Consider the following 18644-nt stretch of genomic DNA (forward strand, 5'->3'; position numbering starts at 1 on the left):
TGCGGCGTGTCGCGGCTTCCCCGGCCGAGGACACCCCGACACGCCGCAAACGGCACCTCCCCGCCCGGACCCGGACCCGTCGCCGCAGCCCCCGCGCGGACCCGAACCACCACCGCCGCCCGCCGACCACCCGGACCACTCACCGCCGCCCGCCGCCCGCCGACCACCCGGACCACTCAGCCCGCACACCGCGGAGAGCGGCCACCCCTCCGATTTACCCTTTGACGGCGCCGGCGGTGAGGCCGGAGACGATGTAGCGCTGGAGCAGTTGGAACACCAGCACCGTGGGGATCGCGGTGAGCAGGGTGCCCGCCGCGAACATCCCGAAGTTGTTGTTGCGCTCCCCGGCGACCAGGCCGAACATGCCGACCGCGAGGGTCTTCGAGTCGGTGTTGGTGAGGAACACGTTGGCGAGGATGAACTCGTTGATCGAGCCGATGAAGGCGAGCAGCCCGGTCACCGCCAGGATCGGCGCCACCAGCGGCAGCATGATCCGGAAGAAGACCTGCGCGTGCGACGCGCCGTCCATGGTGGCCGACTCGTCGAGCTCCTTCGGCAGCGTGTCGAAGAAGCCCTTCATCAGCCAGGTGTTCGCCCCCAGCGCGCCGCCCATGTAGAGCAGGAACAGGCCCCACGGGGTGTTGAAGCCGATCGACGGCCACAGGTCGGTGACCGTGGTGAAGATCAGGAAGATCGCCACGATGGCCAGGAACTGCGGGAACATCTGGATCAGCAGCAGCGAGAGCAGGCCGACCCGGCGGCCGGCGAACCGCATCCGGGAGAACGCGTACGCGGCCAGCGCCGACAGGAAGATCGACGCGAAGCTGGCCACTCCGGCGAGCAGCAGCGAGTTCAGGAACCAGTGACCGAACGCCGTCCGGGAGAACAGGTTGGTGAAGTTCTCCACCGACGCCCCGGTCGGCAGCAGCTCGGTGGAGGAGAGGGTGCCCAGCGGGTTGAGCGCGGCGGAGATGACGAACAGGATCGGGAAGAGGCTGAACGCCACCGCGAGCACCCCGACCAGGTGCCGCCAGCCGACCTGGGTGAACCAGCGGCCCTTCGACCTGCCCGGCGCGGCGCGGTTGGCGACGGGCGCCTCGGCGTGGGTGGTCATGAGTACACCTCCTCCTGCTTGCGGGTGCGCGAGAAGCTGACCGCGGACACGACGGCCACGATCGCGAAGATGAAGATCGAGACGGTGGCGGCGGTGCCGTACTCGGCGCCCTGCGCGCCGAAGGCCAACCGGTAGGTGTACGTGATCAGCAGGTCGGTGGCGCCGCTGCGCGGGTTGTCCGCGGGGAACGGCCCGCCCTCGGTGGTGAACCAGATCGCGTTGATGTTGTTGAAGTTGTAGGCGAACGAGGCGATCAGCAGCGGCGAGATGGCCACCAGCAGCAGCGGCAGGGTGACCGCCCTGAACGACTGGAAGGAGCTCGCGCCGTCGACCGAGGTGGCCTCGGTCAGCTCCCGCGGGATGGCCTGGAGCGCACCGGTGGCGACCAGGAACATGTACGGGTAGCCGAGCCAGAGCTGCACCAGCAGCACCGCGATCCGGGCGGACCAGGTCTCGCCGAACCAGTCGACGCCCAGCCCGAACAGGTTGTTGATCAGGCCGAAGTCGGTGTTGAACATGTCCCGCCAGACCAGCAGCATCGCGAACGACGGCATGGCGTACGGGAGGATCAGCAGCACCCGGTAGAGGTTGGTGCCGCGCATCCGGGGCGAGTGCAGGGCCAGCGCGATGCCCATGCCGAGCAGGAACGTGAAGCCGGTCGAGCCGATCGCGAAGGCGAAGTTCCAGACCAGCGTGCCGAAGAACGGGCCGGAGATGTTCGGGTCGGTCAGCACCCGGGCGAAGTTCTCCAGCCCGACGTTGACCTTCCAGCCCTGCGCGAGCCGCTCGCCGTCGGCGGCGACGAAGGAGCCGACCGACTCGTCGGCGGTCCAGGTCCTGCCGCTCTCGCTGTCCCTGATGCAGTCGCAGCCCTCGTCGTACGCGCGGACCGCCGTCCCCTCGTAGGCCCGGGACAGGCCGGCGGAGCGCAGCGCGCCGCCGGAGGTCGGCACGACCAGCTCGGTGATGTCCTTGCTGCGGGCGCTGGCCTGGCCGAAGTTCAGGATGGTGTAGCCCTCGGCGGCGGTGACCTTGCCGCCGGTCGCCACGGTGACCTGACCCGGGTCGAGCGCCCTGAGCCCGTCGGCGTCGCCGACCTGGACGGTGCCGTTCTTCGGGTCGGTGACCAGGAAGACCAGCGGCCCGGTGGCCGGGTCGCCCTTGGTGGCGACGGAGAGGGGGTACTGGGTGGAGCCGGGTACCTGCTTCACCGACGAGCTCTGGATGGCGACGATGGCGTCGGACTTCTCGCCGCGGTGACCGTCGCCGAAGTTCGTGAAGGCGGTGCTGGCGGTGTAGAGCACCGGGAAGACCTGGAACACGATCAGGAAGATGGTGCCCGGGATCAGGTACTTGGCCGGGATGTGCCGGGGAGTCAGGTAGAGGTAGAACAGGGCGACGGTGGTCGCCACCAGGATGGCCAGGCCGACCCAGAGCTTCGCCTCGACGAGCGGGAAGGCCGCCCAGATCGCGATCCCGGCCACCAGGCCGAGCAGGACCACCTTGACGACGAGGCCCGTCAGGGTGACCGGCGCGTGGTTCCGCGCGGTACGGGACGTGCGCGGGAGCCCGGAGCGGACGGGCCCCCGGCCCGGGGCCTGCTCAGCAGACCCCGGGCCGGACAGCGACGTGCTCGTTACTTGATCTGGCCGGAGATCGTCTTGCCGGCACCGGTGATCGTCTTGGCCGGGTCGGCGCCACCGATGACGGCGGCCTCCGCCTTGCCGAACGGGTCCCAGATCGCGGCCATGGCCGGGATCGCCGGGAGCACCTGGCCGTTCTTGCCGGCCTCCTGGAACTTCGCCAGGTCCGGGTCGCTGCCCTTGACCTGGTCGAGCGCCGCGGTCAGCGCCGGCGGGCGCGGCTCGGCGTTGTACAGCGCCACGGCCAGCTCGGGCGTGGTGACGTAGTTGGTGACGAACTCCTGGGCCAGGGCCTTGTTCTTGCCCTTGGCGGCAACGTAGAAGGACTGCACACCGACGAACGGCGCGGCGTCCTTGCCACCGGCGAAGCCGGGGACCGGGGAGATGTCGTACTTGATGCCGGCCTTCTTGGCGTCGGCGATCGCCCACGGGCCGGAGACCAGGTAGGCGCACTTCTTGCCGGTGAAGGTGGCGATCGAGTTCTCGCCGGTGATGGAGCGCTTCAGCGCGCCCTCGCCCTTCTCACCGAGCTTCGCGATCTTCTGGAACGCCGCGATCGACTCCGGCTTGCCCACGCCCAGGTCCTTCGGGTCGTAGTCGCCGTTGGCGGCGGTGCCGAAGAGGTAGCCGCCGGCCGAGCTGTACAGCGGGTAGATGTGGTACGCGTCGCCGTTCTGCCCGGACTGGAGGCAGAGGATCTCGCTGGCCTTCTTCTCCGCCTTGAGCTTCTTGCCGGAGGCGACCAGGTCCTCGATCGTCTTCGGGGCCTCCGGGGCCAGCTCGGTGTTGCGGATCAGCGCGATGTTCTCCATGGCGTAGGGAACGCCGTAGAGCTGGCCGTTGAACGTGACAGCCTTGACGGCGGTCTCGTTGAAGCCGCTCTTCTGCTCGGCGGCGAGCTGGACCGGGTCGATGGCGCCGTTCTGGACCAGGTTGCCGATCCAGTCGTGCGCGCCGACCACGACGTCCGGGCCGCTGCCCTGCTGGGAGGCGGTGACGAAGTTGGTCTGGAGGTCCTTGGAGACGGCCTGCACCTCGACGGTGACGCCGTTCTCCTGGCCGAACTTGTCGCCGAACGGCTTGAGGGCCGCGGCGCGCTTGTCGTCGGCCCAGATGACGAGCTTGCCGCTGGCGGCCTTGGGGGATTCCTTCGCGGCCGGCTCGTCCTTGCCGCTGTCACCGCAGCCGGCGGCGGCGAGCGCCAGACCGAGAACGGTGACCACACCCGCGGTACGGATGCGCATCGGTACTCCTGTCGTCATGGCGGCCCGCGGGGGGAAGGGCGGCCCGCCAGTGGAAACCTCTGAAAGTTCTTGCCCACCGACGCCCGGGTACGGCGCCGCTGCTCTCGCATGTTGCGGGGACGTTAGCAAGAGGTTGCAGGAAATGGAAGGGTTTGCAGGACCGTACGCAAGAACTTGCCCGTGAGCTAAAGTGCCGCCATGCGCGCTCGACTGTCCGACATCGCCCAACAGGCCGAAGTCAGCGAGGCCACGGTGTCGCGGGTGCTCAACGACCGCCCCGGAGTGGCCCCCGAGACCCGGCAAGCCGTCCTGACCGCCCTCGACGTGCTCGGTTACGAGCGCCCCGCCCGGCTGCGCAAGCGCAGCGCCGGGCTGGTCGGCCTGGTCGTCCCGGAGCTGGAGAACCCGATCTTCCCGGCGTTCGCCCAGGTCATCGAGTCGACCCTGGCGCAGAGCGGGTTCACCCCGGTGCTCTGCACGCAGACCCCCGGCGGGGTGACCGAGGACGAGTACGTCGAGATGCTGCTCGACCGCCAGGTCTCCGGGATCGTCTTCGTCTCCGGCCTGCACGCCGACACCGCGGCCAACCACGACCGGTACCGGGCACTGATCGCCCGCCCGCTCCCCATCGTCATGATCAACGGGTACGCGCCCGGAATCGCCGCGCCCTTCGTCTCCTGCGACGACGGCGAGGCGACCGAGCTGGCCATCGCCCACCTGGTCGCGCTCGGGCACCGCCGGATCGGCCTCATCACCGGCCCGGACCGGTTCGTGCCGGTGCAACGCCGGGTCGCCGGCTTCCGGGCCGCGATGGCCCGGCTGACCGGCGCGAGCGAGTCGGACCTCGACGAGCTCGCCGAGCTCTCCCTCTTCGGCGTCGAGGGCGGCGAGGCCGCCGCCGGCCGGCTGCTCGACCGCGGGGTCACCGGGATCGTCTGCGGCTCCGACCTGATGGCGCTCGGCGCGATCAGGTCGGCCCGGCAGCGCGGCCTCTCCGTCCCCGCCGACCTCTCCGTGGTCGGGTACGACGACTCCCCGCTGATGGCCTTCACCGACCCGCCGCTGACCACCATGCGCCAGCCGGTGGCCGCGATGGCGGTCGCCGCGGTGCGCGCCCTGGTCGACGAGATCAACGGGCACCCCGCGCCGCACTCGGAGTACCTGTTCCGCCCGGAACTGGTGGTCCGCGGCTCCACCGCGGTGGCCCGGGCGGCCGGCGCGACGCCCGTCGCCGGCGGCAGGAAGCGGCATCGCCCGCAGCCTCCCGCCCTCGCCGTCCCCGCCTGACCGCCCCCGCCACCCCGCCCACCGCCCTCGGGACGGGTCCGCCCCGGACCGTCCCACGCGGCGATGCGGTGGTCCCGACAACCCCTTCGCGCCGGCCCCCACGTCGGCCAGGCCGTCTCGTGGCCGGACCGTCTCGTGGCCGGACCGTCGCGCGGCCGGGCCGTCGCGTGGCCGGGCCGTCGCGCGGCCCGGCGGCGGGGCCGGGCTCAGGTGGTCGGCGACGACCGAGGCCATCGCGGACGCTTTAGAGCTGATGACGCAAACGACTCACTCAGAGGGCTCACCAGGTGAGTCGTTGACGTCATCAGCTCTAAAGGACCGGTGCGGGCCTGGTGGGGTCGGGGTGGACACCGCTTCGCGCTGACCCGGACCGTCCCGCCATGTGGCGACGGAAAGCGTGCCCCCGACGGTGGGGCCGCGCCCCAACCTGAGAGGAGACGCTCAGCGGCCAGGCCCACCGAGGGCCAGGCCCACCGAGGGCCAGGCGCACCGAGGGCCAGGCGCACCGAGGGCCAGGCGCGGCGACCGGATCGACCCGCCCGGACCCCGGCCGGCACATCCGCCGAGGACCGGCGTCCCGAGCAGTGGGACGGGACGGCACCCCACGCTATCCTGGCCGAGGGTGACGGACGTCATTTCTTGCGCAAGGAATGCTTGACTCTTGCAGCGCTGGGGCGTCATTCTGCTCTGACACCCGCGCCCATCACCCACGCCGCGCGAGTGGGCCGCCGTCCCGCGCCACAGAACGGGGATCGTCACCGATGACCGCCACCACCCCCACGCCACTGACCTCCGACGACGACTGGTGGCGTTCCGCGGTCGTCTACCAGGTCTACGTCCGCAGCTTCGCCGACGCCAACGGTGACGGCGTCGGTGACCTCCGGGGCATCCGGGAGCGCCTGCCGTATCTCCGCGAGCTCGGCGTCGACGCGCTCTGGCTGACCCCCTTCTACACGTCGCCGCAGATCGACGCCGGGTACGACGTCGCCGACTACCGCGACGTGGACCCGCTCTTCGGCTCGCTCGCCGACTTCGACGCCATGATCGCCGGTGCACACGACCTCGGCCTGCGGATCATCGTGGACCTGGTGCCGAACCACACCTCCAGCGCGCACCCCTGGTTCCAGGCCGCGCTGGCCGCCGCCCCCGGCTCACCGGAGCGGGAGCGCTACCTCTTCGCCGACGGCAAGGGCGCCCACGGGGAGCTGCCGCCGAACGACTGGGAGAGCATCTTCGGCGGCCCGGCCTGGACCCGGGTGCCGGACGGCCAGTGGTACCTGCACCTGTTCGACCCGGCCCAGCCCGACCTGAACTGGCGGCACCCCGAGGTGCGCGCCGAGTTCGAGGACGTGCTCCGCTTCTGGCTCGACCGGGGCGTGGACGGATTCCGGATCGACGTGGCGCACGGCATGATCAAGGCCGAGGGGCTGCCGGACGTCGGATTCAGCACCATGACCACCGGCCAGCGCCAGGTGGAACTGCTCGGCAAGGGTCGGCTGCCCTACTTCGACCAGGACGAGGTGCACGACATCTACCGCGCCTGGCGGCCGATCCTGGACAGCTACCCGGGCGGCCGGATGGCGGTCGCCGAGGCGTGGGCCGAGACCCCGCAGCGGCTGGCCCGCTACATCGGCCCGGACGAGCTGCACCAGGCGTTCAGCTTCGACTTCCTCGACGCCACCTGGTCGGCCGACTCGTTCCGCAAGGTCATCGACACCGCGCTGGCCGAGTCGACCATCGTCGGCGCCCCGACCACCTGGGTGCTCTCCAACCACGACCGGCAGCGGCACGTCACCCGGTACGGCGACGGCGAGGTCGGGCTGCGCCGGGCCCGGGCGGCCGCCCTGCTGATGCTCTCCCTGCCCGGCTGCGCCTACGTCTACCAGGGCGAGGAGCTGGGCCTGCCGGAGGTGCTGGACCTCCCGGACGAGCTGCGCCAGGACCCGGCGTTCCTGCGTACCGGGGAGAGCCGCGACGGTTGCCGGGTACCGATCCCGTGGAGCGGCGAGCTGGCCCCGTACGGCTTCGGGCCGCACGGCAGCGAGCTGAGCTGGCTGCCGGCCCCGGCGACCTGGCGGGCCCTCTCGGTGGCCGCGCAGACCGGCGTCGCCGGCTCGACGCTGGAGCTGTACCGCGCCGCGCTGCGGATCCGGCGCGAGCACCCGGCGCTGGCCGGCACGACCGGTGGGGTGACCTGGCTGGAGGCCGGGCCCGGCCTGCTGGCCTTCACCCGCGGCGGCGGCGACACCATGCTCACCTGCGTGGTGAACATCAGCGGCGCCCCGGCCCTCGTCGAGGGGTACGGCCGGCCGCTGGTCGCCAGCGAGGAACTCACCGAGCAGGGGTCCGGTCACCTCCTGCCGGTCGACAGTGCCGCGTGGTTCGAACGGCGCTGAGCCGGGTAACCCGCCATCGACCTGGTCGTCCGTTGTGCCCCGCGCCGACGGGCGACTGGGCTGCCGACCCCTTGTGGTGGGGGGGTGAGGTGGCACCGGCGCCTCGGGGTCCGCCCCGGGGCGCCGGTGTCCGTTCCGGGTCAGCGGCCCTTGCGCCGCAGCACCTCCGCGATCCGCTCGAAGCCGGCCCGCAGCTCCTCCTCGCTGGGCGCCGGCTGCCTCGCGACCGGCTGCTCGGTCCGCGCGGCCGCCTGCTCCAGCTCCTCGTCGATCACGTCCTCGAAGTCGCCGTAGAGGTCGGACTCGTCGATCCGGGCCGCCTCGTCGGCGGCGGCGAGCTGCGCGGCGGCGATCTCCCCGCGCACCTCCTCGGCCGACAGCGCCGGCACCAGCGGCTCGACCACCGCCATCAGCTGCTCCTCGGCCACCACCGCCTCGGCCAGGGCCAGCGCGTGCGGGCGCTCGTACGGACCGCAGACCACCGGCTCCCACTCCTCCGGGTCGCCGAGCGGGCCGAAGGTGATGATCCACGGCAGGCCGAGCATCGGCGAGTCGTCCGGCAGGTCCAGCGTCACGAGTGCCCCCACCGGATCATCATGGCCGGTCGCGGCCGAGACGTGAGTGGCATTTGCGGCAACTGCCGGTTCCCGCACCGTCGGTTTCCCGACCTCTGTCCCCGCTCGCGCGGCTCAGCCGGGGCGGGCGGCGGCCAGGGCGGCGCGGACCAGGGCCAGCGCCTCGTCCGGCGGCACGCCGAGCCGGAGCGCCTCGTCGGCGTACCGGGCGGCCGCACGCTGCAAGCGGTCCACCGCGTCGTCGCGGCCCGGGGCGACGAACGTCCCGTGCCGGCCCCGGGTCTCCAGCAGACCGGCCGCCTCCAGCTCCCGGTACGCCCGGGCCACCGTGTTCACCGCCAGCCCCAGTTCGGCGGCGAACTGCCGCACCGGCGGCAGCCGGGTGCCCACCGCCAGCCGCCCCTCGCCGATCATCGCGGCCAACTGGCCGCGCACCTGCTCGTACGGGGGCGTCGCCGCACCCGGGTCGATCTCGATCAGCACGTCAACCCGCCCCTCCCGGCGTACCCGGATCGGTCTCCTCGTCGACCTCGAGGTCGAGGTCCGCCGGGGCGGGCCCCTCGGCCAGGTCGACCACCCGCCCGTACCGGCTGGTCGCGGCGAGCGCGGCCCCGAAGAGCACCAGCTGGTTGAGCAGGTACAGGTAGAGCAGCACGGCCACCGCGCCGGTGACCACGGTGTACGCCGGGTTCCGCTCGGTCCGCACGATGTAGTACCGCCCGACGGTGTTGAGCAGGGTGATCCCCACCGCGACGAAGAGCACCACCGGGCGCAGCCGGCGCCGGCTCATCCGCAGCCGGGGCACCGCGACCAGCAGCGCGGTGGCGAGCACGGCGTTGACCAGCACGCTGAGCATCGCGCTGACGGCGGTCAGGACGCCCGATCCGGTGGCCCGCATCAGGAAGCGCAGCAGCGACTCCAGGGTGTCCACCGCGGCCACCGAGAGGCCGAGCATCACGAAGACCAGCAGCAGCACCCCGAGGTCGACCACCCGGCGCACCACCAGGTTGCCGGGCTGCTGGTTGAAGCCGTACATCAGCCGCTGGGAGGAGCGGATCGCCTCCACCCAGCCGATCCCGGTGAGGACCAGAATGACCAGCCCGATCACGCCGACCGCGTTGCTGCTCTCGGCGATCTGCCCCGGGTCGAGGAACGGGAGGTTCTCCTTCAGGAAGTCGGCCGCCGCGTCGCTGACCTCGTCGTTCTCCTCGAGGATCGCCCCGAAGACCGAGTACGCGACCAGGGCGAGCGCGAAGACGGCGAAGAACCCGTAGTAGGCGATCGCCGCGGCGAGCCGCCCGCCCAGCACGTCGGCGTAGAGGTCCACCGCCCGCCACACGTGGTCGAAGCCGGGCCAGCGGTGCCGGGCCGCGGTCAACCGACGATCGATGCCGGCCGTCAGCCGGCCCCACGCGTCCACCACGTCATCCTCGCCGATCTCTCGTCGCCGGCTGCGGGCGGGCGGCCACCGGCCGGGCTCAGCCGCCGAGCCGGAAGTCCCGGCGCGGCTGCCACCGGGTCTCGCCACTGTGGGAGAAGAGGGTGAAGCCCTCCACCTCGAACATCGCCGAGAAGTCGGCCAGGTCCTCGTAGGCCCGGTCCAGCGCCTCGGCGCCGACGTCCTGGGCGACCGTGACGTGCGGGTGGTACGGGAAGCGGGTCTCCCGGTGCAGCTCCGGCGCGGCGTTGATGGCGGCGGCGAGCAGTTCGCACTCGCTGATTCCGGCCGCCACCGCCACGAAGACCACCTGGGTCACCGGGCGGAAGGTGCCGGTGCCGCGCAGGTGCAGGGTGAACGGCAGGTGGGCGGCGGCGACCCGGGTCAGGTGGGACTCGACCGCCGGCAGCGCCGCCACCGGGATCTCGGTGGGCCCGAGCAGCGTGACGTGCGCCGGGACCACCTGCGGGTCCCCGGCCTGCATCCGGCGCCGGGTGAGCATGCCGCCCCACGGCTCCGGGATGTCCACCGCGATCCCGATCTGGATGGTGCCACCGGCCCCCGGCGCCCCGTCCCTGCGATCCACGCTCGCCGCCACCCCTCCGGCCACCGACTCCACCCGCACCCGACCCGGACCGCTACTCGGAGCGGACGGGCGGGAAGAACCCGATCCGCTCGTACGCCGCACGCAACGTCGGCGCGGCCACCGCGCGGGCCTTCTCCGCGCCGGCGGCGAGGAGCTTGTCCAGCTGGGCGGGGTCGTCCAGGTAGCCGCGGGTGCGCTCCTGGATCGGGGTGACGAAGTCCCGGACCACCTCGGCGAGCTCCTTCTTGAGGTCGCCGTAACCCCGGCCGGCGTACGCGGCCACCAGGTCGTCGATGCTCCGGCCGCTCAGGGCGGAGTAGATGGTCAGCAGGTTGGAGATGCCCGGCTTGGTCCCGGTGTCGAAGACGATCTCGCGGCCGGTGTCGGTGACCGCCGAGCGGATCTTCTTGGCCGAGCGGGCCGGGTCCTCCAGCAGGTCGATGATGCCGGCCGGGGAGGAGGACGACTTCGACATCTTGGCCGTCGGGTCCTGCAGGTCGGTGATCTTGGCAGTGTCCTTGACGATGTGCGGCGCGGGCACCGTGAAGGTCGGGCCGAACAGCGAGTTGAACCGCTGGGCCAGGTCGCGGGAGAGCTCCAGGTGCTGGCGCTGGTCCTCGCCGACCGGCACCGCGTTGGCCTGGTAGAGCAGGATGTCCGCGGCCTGCAGGATCGGGTAGGTGAAGAGGCCGACGCTGGCCCGTTCGCTGCCCTGCTTCTGCGACTTGTCCTTGAACTGGGTCATCCGGCTGGCCTCGCCGAAACCGGTGATGCAGCCGAGCACCCAGGCCAGCTGCGGGTGCTCGGGCACCTGCGACTGGATGAACAGGGTGCTGCGCTCCGGGTCCAGACCGACCGCGAAGAGCTGCGCGGCGGCCACCCGGGAGCGCTGCCGGAGCACCTTCGGGTCGTGCCCCGCGGTGATGGCGTGCAGGTCCACCACGCAGTAGAACGCGTCGTGGGTCTCCTGCAACGCCACCCAGTGCCGCACCGCGCCCAGGTAGTTGCCGAGGTGGAACGAGTCGGCCGTCGGCTGGATGCCGGAGAAGACGCGCGGGCGGGCGGGAACGTCGGACATGACGGCAATTCTGTCAGCACGGCCCGGCGTACGTCATGACGGGCCGGCGGGTCGGCTCGCCGCCGGCCCGGCCGGAGCGGTGACCTCGCGGCGCTGTTCGGGCAGGCGCGCCGTGGAGACCGCGATCCGGGACACCCGCCGCCCCTCCAGGGCCAGCACCCGCAGCAGCCAGCCACCGCCGGGTCCCGCGGACTCCGCCGCGTCGACCGCGGTCACCGGCACCTCGTCGCCGGCCACCGGCAGCCGGCCCAGCGCCGCCATCACGAAGCCGCCGACCGTCTCGTACGGCCCGGCGGGCAGCACCACCCCGGTCCGTTCGGCGAAGTCGGCCAGGTTGAGCCGCCCGTCCACCACGGCGGGCAGGCCGGTCAGCACCGGCTCGGGCGGTCCGTCGTGCTCGTCGTGGATCTCCCCGACCAGCTCCTCGATCAGGTCCTCGCAGGTGACGATGCCCGCCGTGCCGCCGTACTCGTCGACCACCACGGCCAGGTGGTGCCCCTCGCGGCGCATCTCGGTGAGCGCGGCGAGCACCCGTTTGCTGCCGGGCAGCCGCTTCACCTCGCGGATCAGCTCACCCACCCGGGCGCACGGGTCGGCATCGGGGCGGAGCAGCACGTCGCGCAGGTGCACGAAGCCGACCACGTCGTCGTGGGTGCCGTCGATCACCGGGTAACGGGTGTGGGTCTCGGCCCGGACCACCCGCTGCGCCTCGGCGAGGCTCAGCCCGGCGGAGAGGAAGACCACCTCGGTGCGGGGCATCATCACCTCGCGGACCAGGCTCGCGCCGGCGACCAGCACCTCGTGGATGATCCGCCGCTCGTCGGGATCGAGCAGGGTGTTGGCCGCGACCAGGTCGCGCAGCTCGTCCTCGCTGATCCGTTCCCGGCCGGCGACCGGGCTGGCGCCGAGCAGGTCGGTGACGAGCCGGGTGGCCCCGTCGGCGGCGCGGACCACGAGCCGGGCGACGCTGCGGGCGACCGGTCCGGGCGCGCGTCGGGTGCGCGTGGACGCTCGTCTCCGGAGCCCGGGGCCGGCCGCCTCCCGCATGCAAGTGATGGTAGAGCGGCGACCGGCGGCAGGCCGTCGATGTTTGGATCTGTTCAATCATGAAGGTTTGTGATGGAATAGCGAGGTAGCGACGCGAAGCGCAGGCACCGCGTCCGGCCGTAGGGTGATCACGAGCGCTGCGGCGGGACGCGGCCAGGCAGGAGGACCGACGTGAAACTGCTCGTCACCGGCGGCGCCGGCTTCATCGGCAGCGTGGTGACCCGGATGCTGCTCGACAACGGCCACGACGTGACGGTCCTGGACGATCTGCGCACCGGGCACCGGGAGGCGCTCGCACCGGAGGCGACCCACGTCGACCTGCCCGTGCACGAGGCCGCCCAAATCCTCACCCCGGAGGCGGGCTTCGACGGCGTGCTGCACTTCGCCGCGCTGATCGCCGCCGGCGAGTCGATGGTCAAGCCGGAGCTGTACTGGCACGGCAACACGGTCAGCTCGATCGCCCTGATCGACGCGGTCCGCGCGGCCCGGGTGCCCCGGCTGGTCTTCTCCTCCACCGCCGCCGTCTACGGCAACCCGACCGAGCTGCCCATCCCGGAGACCGCGGTCAAGGCCCCCACCAACACGTACGGCGCCACCAAGCTCGCCGTCGACATGGCGCTCACCTCCGAGGCGATCGCCCACGACCTGGCCGCCGTCTCGCTGCGCTACTTCAACGTGGCCGGGGCGTACCTGCGCGACGACGTCGCGATCGGCGAGCGGCACGACCCGGAGACCCATCTGATCCCGATCGCGCTGGACGTCGCCGCCGGACGGCGGGAGAAGCTCCAGCTCTTCGGCGACGACTACCCCACCGTCGACGGCACCTGCGTGCGCGACTACATCCACGTCGAGGACCTGGCCCGGGCCCACCTGCTGGCCCTCACCGCCGCCGTACCGGGCCGGCACCGGATCTACAACCTCGGCAACGGCAACGGCTTCACCAACCGCCAGGTCGTCGACGTGGTCCGCGAGGTCACCGGCCACCCGCTGCCGGTGGAGGTCGCGCCGCGCCGCGAGGGCGACCCGGCCGAGCTGGTCGCCTCCTCGGCGCTGGCCCGCGAGGAACTGGGCTGGACGCCGGAGAAGCCCACCCTGCACGACATGGTGGGCGACGCCTGGGCCTTCTACCGCACGCACATCCTGGAGCAGTCGTGACCGACGTCGCCGCACGCGCCACCGCCGGCTTCCGCGCCGCCTACGGGACCGAGCCGACGGGCCGCTGGGCGGCCCCCGGGCGGGCCAACCCCTGCCGCTGCGGACCGTCGCCGCCGCCGCGCCGCAGGACGGCGAGCGCTGGACCGTCTCGTCGGAGCTCTCCGACTCCGCCGTCTCGTTCGACGCCGGCGACCTCGCCACGCCGGGCCGCGTCACCGGCTGGGCGGCGTACGTCGCGGGGGTGGTGTGGTCGCTGCGTGAGGCCGGGCACCGGGTGCCCGGGGCGCGGATCGCGATCGCCTCCGACGTGCCGCTCGGCTCCGGGCTCTCCTCGTCGGCCGCGCTGGAGGCGGCGGTGCTCGCCGCCCTGGTCGACCTGGGCGGGCTGGACCTCCCCGCCGACCGGCAGCCCCGGCTGGCCCAGCGCGCCGAGAACGACTACGTCGGCGCGCCGACCGGGATCATGGACCAGTCGGCGGTGATCCGCTGCCGGGCGGGGCACGCCCTCTTCCTGGACTGCCGGGACGAGTCGATCGAGCACATCCCGTTCGACCTGGACGACGCCGGCCTGGCCGTGCTGGTCGTCGACAGCCACGCCCCGCACCGGCACGCCGACGGCGAGTACGCCTCCCGCCGCGCGTCCTGTGAGCGGGCGGCGTCCCGGCTCGGGGTGCCGGCGCTGCGGGACGTGGCCGTCGCCGACCTCGACGACGCGCTGGCCCGGCTGGACGACGACGAGACCCGCCGCCGGGTCCGGCACGTCGTCACCGAGGACCAGCGGGTGCTCGACACCGTCGAGCTGCTGCGCGCCGGCCGGGTACGCGAGATCGGCCCGCTGCTCACCGCCTCGCACGTCTCGATGCGGGACGACTTCGAGATCACCGTGCCGGAGATCGACACCGCGGTCGAGGCGGCGCTGGCGGCCGGGGCGCTGGGTGCCCGGATGACCGGCGGCGGCTTCGGTGGCTGCGTCCTCGCCCTCGTCGACGCGGACCGGTCCGACGCCGTCGCCGCGGCCGTGACCGCCGCGTACGCCGAGCGCGGCTTCGCCGCCCCCGGCACCGTGACGGTCCTGCCGGCCGCCGGCGCCACCCGCCTGGACTGACGGACCGCGCGCCCCGCCCGCACGATCACGCGACTGCCTGGATGTAGTGGCCTCGACGGCGTTCGAGGCCACTACATCCTGGATCGAGCGCGATCATCGGCACGCCCGGAGCAGGTCGGTGGGGGGTTACTGGGCCTCGACGATCATCGCGGCGCCGACCGTGCGGTTGGTGGTCTCGTCGATGATGACGAAGCCGCCGGTGGTCCGGTTGCGGCGGTACTCGTCGGCGAGCAGCGGCACCGTGGTCCGCAGGCGCACCCGGCCGATCTCGTTGAGCTTCAACTCGCCGGCCGCCTCGTCCCGGTGCAGGGTGTTGATGTCCAGCCGGTAGTGCAGCCCGCGCACGATCGCCCGCGCCGAGCGGGTGGTGTGCTTGATCGCGTACCTGCCGCCGACCTGGAGCGGGCGGGTCTCGTCCATCCAGCAGACCATCGCCTCGATGTCCTGCGACACCGCCGGCGCGTTGTTCGGCCGGCAGATCAGGTCGCCCCGCGAGATGTCGATCTCGTCCTCCAGCCGGACGGTGACCGACATCGGCGGGAACGCCTCGGCCACCGGGCCGTCCGCCGTCTCCACCGAGGTGATCCGGCTGGTGAAGCCGGACGGCAGCACCATCACCTCGTCGCCCGGCTTGAGCACGCCCGAGGCCACCTGACCGGCGTAGCCGCGGTAGTCGGTGACGGTGGTCGACTGCGGGCGGATCACGTACTGCACCGGGAACCGGACGTCGACCAGGTTGCGGTCGCTGGCGATGTGCACCCGCTCCAGGTGGTGCAGCAGCGACGGCCCCTCGTACCAGGGCATGTTCTCCGACCGGGAGACGATGTTGTCGCCCTTGAGCGCGGAGATCGGCACCACCGTCAGGTCCGGCACGTCGAGCTTCGCGGCGAACGCGGTGAACTCGTCGGCGATCCGGTCGAAGACCTCCTGCGAGAAGTCCACCAGGTCCATCTTGTTGACACAGAGGACCAGGTGCGGCACCCGCAGCAGCGAGCAGAGGAAGGCGTGCCGGCGGGACTGCTCGACCAGGCCCTTGCGGGCGTCCACCAGGATCAGCGCCAGGTCGGCGGTGGAGGCGCCGGTGACCATGTTCCGGGTGTACTGGATGTGCCCCGGGGTGTCGGCGATGATGAACTTCCGCCGCGGCGTGGCGAAGTAGCGGTACGCCACGTCGATGGTGATGCCCTGCTCCCGCTCGGCGCGCAGGCCGTCGGTGAGCAGCGCCAGGTTGGTGTACTCGTCGCCGCGGGCCGCGCTGACCGCCTCGACGGCGGCCAACTGATCGGTGAAGAGCGACTTGGTGTCGTAGAGCAGGCGGCCGATCAGGGTCGACTTGCCGTCGTCCACGCTGCCGGCGGTGGCGAAGCGGAGCAGGTCCATCGGCCGGGCCTGCGGCCCGGCCCCGGAGGCGGCGATCGTCTCGGTGGTCATCAGAAGTAGCCCTCCCGCTTGCGGTCCTCCATGGCGGCCTCGCTGACCCGATCGTCGCCGCGGGTCGCGCCGCGCTCGGTGATCCGCGTCGCGGCCACCTCCTCGATCACCTTCTCCACCGTGTCGGCGTCCGACCGGACCGCCGCGGTGCAGGAGGCGTCGCCCACCGTGCGGTACCGCACCTGAACCTTGAACCGCTCCTCCCCCGCCCGAGGGTGGAAGAACTCGTTGACCGCGTAGAGCATGCCGTCCCGCTCCACCACCTCGCGCTCGTGCGCGTAGTAGATCGACGGCAGCGGGATGCGCTCCCGGGCGATGTAGTGCCAGACGTCCAGCTCGGTCCAGTTCGACAGCGGGAACACCCGGATCGACTCACCGGGGTGGTGCCGCCCGTTGTACAGCGACCACAGCTCCGGCCGCTGGTTCTTCGGATCCCACTGGCCGAACTCGTCACGGAAGCTGAACACCCGCTCCTTGGCGCGCGCCTTCTCCTCGTCCCGCCGGGCCCCGCCGAACAACGCGTCGAAGCGGTGCTTCTCCACCGCGTCGAGCAGCACCGGGGTCTGGATCCGGTTGCGGGTGCCGTCACCGGACTCCCGGACCATGCCGCTGGCCAGGGCCTCCGGCACGCTCGCCACGATCAGTTGCAGGCCCAGCTCGGCCACCCGCTGGTCCCGGTACTCGAGCACCTCGGGGAAGTTGTGCCCGGTGTCGACGTGCATCACCGGGAAGGGGATGTTGGCCGGAGCGAACGCCTTCTGCGCCAACCGGAGCATCACGATCGAGTCCTTGCCGCCGGAGAAGAGCAGCACCGGGCGCTCCATCTCGGCCACCACCTCGCGCATCACGAAGATGCTCTCCGCCTCCAGGGCGTCGAGGTGGGAGACCTGGTAGAAGCGGGCGGGGGCGGTCATGACACGGGCTCGATCGGGGCGGATCCGCACATGAATTCCAGACCTTTCCGGTCGGACAAATCAAGAACTGGCGCTCAGGCTACCCGGAATGCCTCTGCAGCGCTGCAAGCAACCGGCTGGCGAGATCCTTGCGGCAGACCAGCAGGTCGGGCAGGCGCGGATCCGCCTCGTTGTATTTCAGCGCAGAACCGTCGATCCGGGAAGCGTGCAGTCCGGTGGCCGTCGCCACAGCCACCGGCGCCGCCGAGTCCCACTCGTACTGACCGCCCGCGTGGATGTAGGCGTCCACCTCACCGGTGACCACCGCCGCGATCTTCGCCCCCGCCGACCCCATCGGCACCAGCTGCGCGCCCACGTCGTCGGCCAGGTCGGTCAGGAAGACCGGGGGCCGGCTCCGGCTCACCGCCAACCGGATCGTCCGCCCACCCCCGGCGGTCGCCGCCTCCAGCGGCATCGGCGGGTACGCCGGCGGGTAGTCCGTGGCCAGCACCCGGTGCTGCGCCGGCAGCCCCACCGCGCCCGCCACCAGGCCGTGCGGGGTCGGCGCGCTGCGCGCCCAGAGCGCCACGTGCACCGCCCAGTCCGCGCGCCCCTCCTCGGAGAACTCGCGGGTGCCGTCCAGCGGGTCGATGATCCACACCCGGTCGGCGGTCAGCCGGGGCACCGCCCCCGCGTTCACCTCCGCCGCCCAGGCCAGCCGCGAACCCTCGTCCTCCTCGGAGAGCACCGCGTCGCCCGGCCGCCACCGCGCCAGCTCGGTGCGGATCAGGTCGTGCGAGACCTTGTCCCCCGCCGACTTCAACGCGCCCGCATCGGCGAACCCCAGCTCCGAACGGAGCTCCAGCAACGCCTGCCCGGCCCGGGCCGCCAGCCACCGGGCGAACGCGCCGTCGATCATCGGAGGACTGCCCACGTCTTCGCTCCCGTCGCCTCGCCACGACCCGCGCTGGTCACGCCGGTCAGAAGGCGCAGATTACCGGCCCCGCCGGCTTTTCCCGAGCACCGCCTACGCCCCGTGGTACGCGTTCTGCGTCGGCTCCACACCCTTGGTGACCACCGACTCCACCACGTCCGCCGCCCGGTCCACCAGGAAATCCAGCTCCTTGCGCTCCGCGGCGCCGAAATCCGACAGCACGTAGTCCGCCGGGTCCTGCCGCCCCGGCGGCCGGCCGATGCCGAACCGGACCCGGACGTACTCCTTCGTCCCCAGCGACTTCGACATCGAGCGCAGGCCGTTGTGCCCGCCCTCGCCCCCGCCGATCTTGACGCGCAGCTGCCCGTACGGGATGTCCAGCTCGTCGTGCACGGCGACCACCCGCTCCGGCGGCACCTTGAAGAACTGCGCCAGGCTCGCCACCGGCCCGCCGGAGAGGTTCATGTACGTCAACGGCTTGATCAGCACCAGCTTCGGACCACCGAAGCCGAGCCGCCCCTCGGCGACCTCCGCGACGGCCCGCTTGTGCCGGCCGAACTTCGCGCCCGTCCGCCCGGCCAGCAGGTCGGCGACCATGAAGCCGACGTTGTGCCGGTTACCGGCGTACTCCCGGCCCGGATTGCCCAGGCCGACCACCAGCCACGGCCCCGCCTCGTCCGTCACGTCCCGCCCCTCCCGCTCGCCGCCATCCGTGCCC

Annotated in this window: 16 protein-coding genes and 1 pseudogene; 4 read left to right on the forward strand and 13 right to left on the reverse strand. The window is 72.2% G+C overall.

Annotated elements, in window-relative coordinates; all coding sequences use genetic code 11:
* Nucleotides 1-214: 214 nt before the first annotated feature.
* The 3 genes from AC5L3Z_RS14910 to AC5L3Z_RS14920 are packed head-to-tail and all read right to left on the reverse strand — an operon-like array spanning nucleotide 215 to nucleotide 4001.
* Nucleotides 215-1114, reverse strand: coding sequence for a sugar ABC transporter permease (locus AC5L3Z_RS14910; RefSeq protein WP_494842392.1), 900 nt, complete (start codon nucleotides 1112-1114; stop codon nucleotides 215-217).
* Nucleotides 1111-2739, reverse strand: a complete 1629-nt coding sequence (locus AC5L3Z_RS14915) for an ABC transporter permease subunit (protein ID WP_494842722.1) — start codon at nucleotides 2737-2739, stop codon at nucleotides 1111-1113. Before AC5L3Z_RS14915 ends, AC5L3Z_RS14910 begins: the two co-directional genes overlap by 4 nt.
* Before the next feature lie 11 nt (nucleotides 2740-2750).
* Nucleotides 2751-4001, reverse strand: a complete 1251-nt coding sequence (locus tag AC5L3Z_RS14920) for a sugar ABC transporter substrate-binding protein (protein WP_494842394.1) — start codon at nucleotides 3999-4001, stop codon at nucleotides 2751-2753.
* 198 nt (nucleotides 4002-4199) lie between these two features.
* Between AC5L3Z_RS14920 and AC5L3Z_RS14925 the strand changes: the two genes are divergently transcribed.
* Together AC5L3Z_RS14925 and AC5L3Z_RS14930 are read left to right on the forward strand one after the other, a co-directional pair.
* Nucleotides 4200-5288, forward strand: coding sequence for a LacI family DNA-binding transcriptional regulator (locus AC5L3Z_RS14925; RefSeq protein WP_494842396.1), 1089 nt, complete (start codon nucleotides 4200-4202; stop codon nucleotides 5286-5288).
* Between the two features lie 761 nt (nucleotides 5289-6049).
* Entirely contained in the window at nucleotides 6050-7684 is a 1635-nt protein-coding gene (locus AC5L3Z_RS14930) for a glycoside hydrolase family 13 protein (RefSeq protein WP_494842398.1), read from the forward strand.
* A gap of 140 nt (nucleotides 7685-7824) precedes the next feature.
* Here AC5L3Z_RS14930 and AC5L3Z_RS14935 read toward each other — a convergent pair whose 3' ends face one another.
* The 6 genes from AC5L3Z_RS14935 to AC5L3Z_RS14960 all read right to left on the reverse strand — a co-directional run bounded on the left by AC5L3Z_RS14935 (nucleotide 7825) and on the right by AC5L3Z_RS14960 (nucleotide 12408).
* Nucleotides 7825-8271, reverse strand: a complete 447-nt coding sequence (locus tag AC5L3Z_RS14935) for a hypothetical protein (protein ID WP_494842400.1) — start codon at nucleotides 8269-8271, stop codon at nucleotides 7825-7827.
* A gap of 102 nt (nucleotides 8272-8373) precedes the next feature.
* Nucleotides 8374-8742, reverse strand: coding sequence for a GntR family transcriptional regulator (locus tag AC5L3Z_RS14940; RefSeq protein ID WP_494842402.1), 369 nt, complete (start codon nucleotides 8740-8742; stop codon nucleotides 8374-8376).
* Nucleotide 8743: 1 nt separating this feature from the next.
* The gene (locus AC5L3Z_RS14945) at nucleotides 8744-9679 is read right to left on the reverse strand and encodes a YhjD/YihY/BrkB family envelope integrity protein (RefSeq protein ID WP_494842404.1); all 936 of its coding nucleotides are present in this window, start codon (nucleotides 9677-9679) and stop codon (nucleotides 8744-8746) included.
* Between the two features lie 58 nt (nucleotides 9680-9737).
* Nucleotides 9738-10316, reverse strand: a complete 579-nt coding sequence (locus AC5L3Z_RS14950; RefSeq protein WP_494842724.1) for a 2'-5' RNA ligase family protein — start codon at nucleotides 10314-10316, stop codon at nucleotides 9738-9740.
* 19 nt (nucleotides 10317-10335) lie between these two features.
* Complete coding sequence (gene trpS / locus AC5L3Z_RS14955) at nucleotides 10336-11361, reverse strand: tryptophan--tRNA ligase (protein ID WP_494842406.1); 1026 nt, start codon at nucleotides 11359-11361, stop codon at nucleotides 10336-10338.
* Between the two features lie 33 nt (nucleotides 11362-11394).
* Nucleotides 11395-12408, reverse strand: coding sequence for a hemolysin family protein (locus tag AC5L3Z_RS14960; protein WP_494842408.1), 1014 nt, complete (start codon nucleotides 12406-12408; stop codon nucleotides 11395-11397).
* Nucleotides 12409-12633: 225 nt separating this feature from the next.
* Here AC5L3Z_RS14960 and galE point away from each other — a divergent pair, with 225 nt between their 5' ends.
* Both galE and galK read left to right on the forward strand, forming a co-directional pair.
* Nucleotides 12634-13563, forward strand: coding sequence for a UDP-glucose 4-epimerase GalE (gene galE, locus AC5L3Z_RS14965; protein WP_494842725.1), 930 nt, complete (start codon nucleotides 12634-12636; stop codon nucleotides 13561-13563).
* Nucleotides 13560-14668: pseudogene (gene galK, locus AC5L3Z_RS14970) on the forward strand (galactokinase). Before galE ends, galK begins: the two are co-directional and overlap by 4 nt.
* Nucleotides 14669-14794: 126 nt before the next feature.
* Here the strand turns inward: galK and cysN are convergent.
* From cysN to pth, 4 genes are all read right to left on the reverse strand, one after another.
* Nucleotides 14795-16099: a sulfate adenylyltransferase subunit CysN gene (gene cysN / locus AC5L3Z_RS14975; RefSeq protein ID WP_494842410.1), complete on the reverse strand. Its 1305-nt coding sequence runs from the start codon at nucleotides 16097-16099 to the stop codon at nucleotides 14795-14797.
* Complete coding sequence (gene cysD / locus AC5L3Z_RS14980; protein ID WP_494842412.1) at nucleotides 16099-17013, reverse strand: sulfate adenylyltransferase subunit CysD; 915 nt, start codon at nucleotides 17011-17013, stop codon at nucleotides 16099-16101. Before cysD ends, cysN begins: the two co-directional genes overlap by 1 nt.
* Before the next feature lie 79 nt (nucleotides 17014-17092).
* Nucleotides 17093-17911, reverse strand: coding sequence for an inositol monophosphatase family protein (locus tag AC5L3Z_RS14985; RefSeq protein WP_494842726.1), 819 nt, complete (start codon nucleotides 17909-17911; stop codon nucleotides 17093-17095).
* 108 nt (nucleotides 17912-18019) lie between these two features.
* A complete protein-coding gene (gene pth / locus AC5L3Z_RS14990) occupies nucleotides 18020-18610 on the reverse strand; it encodes an aminoacyl-tRNA hydrolase (protein WP_494842414.1) in 591 nt (196 codons plus the stop codon).
* Between the last annotated feature and the right edge of the window lie 34 nt (nucleotides 18611-18644).

It is taken from the genome of Micromonospora sp. LZ37, from assembly GCF_059359015.1.

What these genes read in the sequence shown, in the direction of transcription:
- AC5L3Z_RS14910 (WP_494842392.1), bottom strand. Translation starts at nt 1,114, where the DNA reads ATGACCACCCACGCCGAGGCGCCCGTCGCCAACCGCGCCGCGCCGGGC.
- AC5L3Z_RS14920 (WP_494842394.1), bottom strand. Translation starts at nt 4,001, where the DNA reads ATGCGCATCCGTACCGCGGGTGTGGTCACCGTTCTCGGTCTGGCGCTC.
- AC5L3Z_RS14925 (WP_494842396.1), top strand. Translation starts at nt 4,200, where the DNA reads ATGCGCGCTCGACTGTCCGACATCGCCCAACAGGCCGAAGTCAGCGAG.
- AC5L3Z_RS14930 (WP_494842398.1), top strand. Translation starts at nt 6,050, where the DNA reads ATGACCGCCACCACCCCCACGCCACTGACCTCCGACGACGACTGGTGG.
- trpS (WP_494842406.1), bottom strand. Translation starts at nt 11,361, where the DNA reads ATGTCCGACGTTCCCGCCCGCCCGCGCGTCTTCTCCGGCATCCAGCCG.
- AC5L3Z_RS14960 (WP_494842408.1), bottom strand. Translation starts at nt 12,408, where the DNA reads ATGCGGGAGGCGGCCGGCCCCGGGCTCCGGAGACGAGCGTCCACGCGC.
- galE (WP_494842725.1), top strand. Translation starts at nt 12,634, where the DNA reads ATGCTGCTCGACAACGGCCACGACGTGACGGTCCTGGACGATCTGCGC.
- cysN (WP_494842410.1), bottom strand. Translation starts at nt 16,099, where the DNA reads ATGACCACCGAGACGATCGCCGCCTCCGGGGCCGGGCCGCAGGCCCGG.
- cysD (WP_494842412.1), bottom strand. Translation starts at nt 17,013, where the DNA reads ATGACCGCCCCCGCCCGCTTCTACCAGGTCTCCCACCTCGACGCCCTG.
- AC5L3Z_RS14985 (WP_494842726.1), bottom strand. Translation starts at nt 17,911, where the DNA reads ATGATCGACGGCGCGTTCGCCCGGTGGCTGGCGGCCCGGGCCGGGCAG.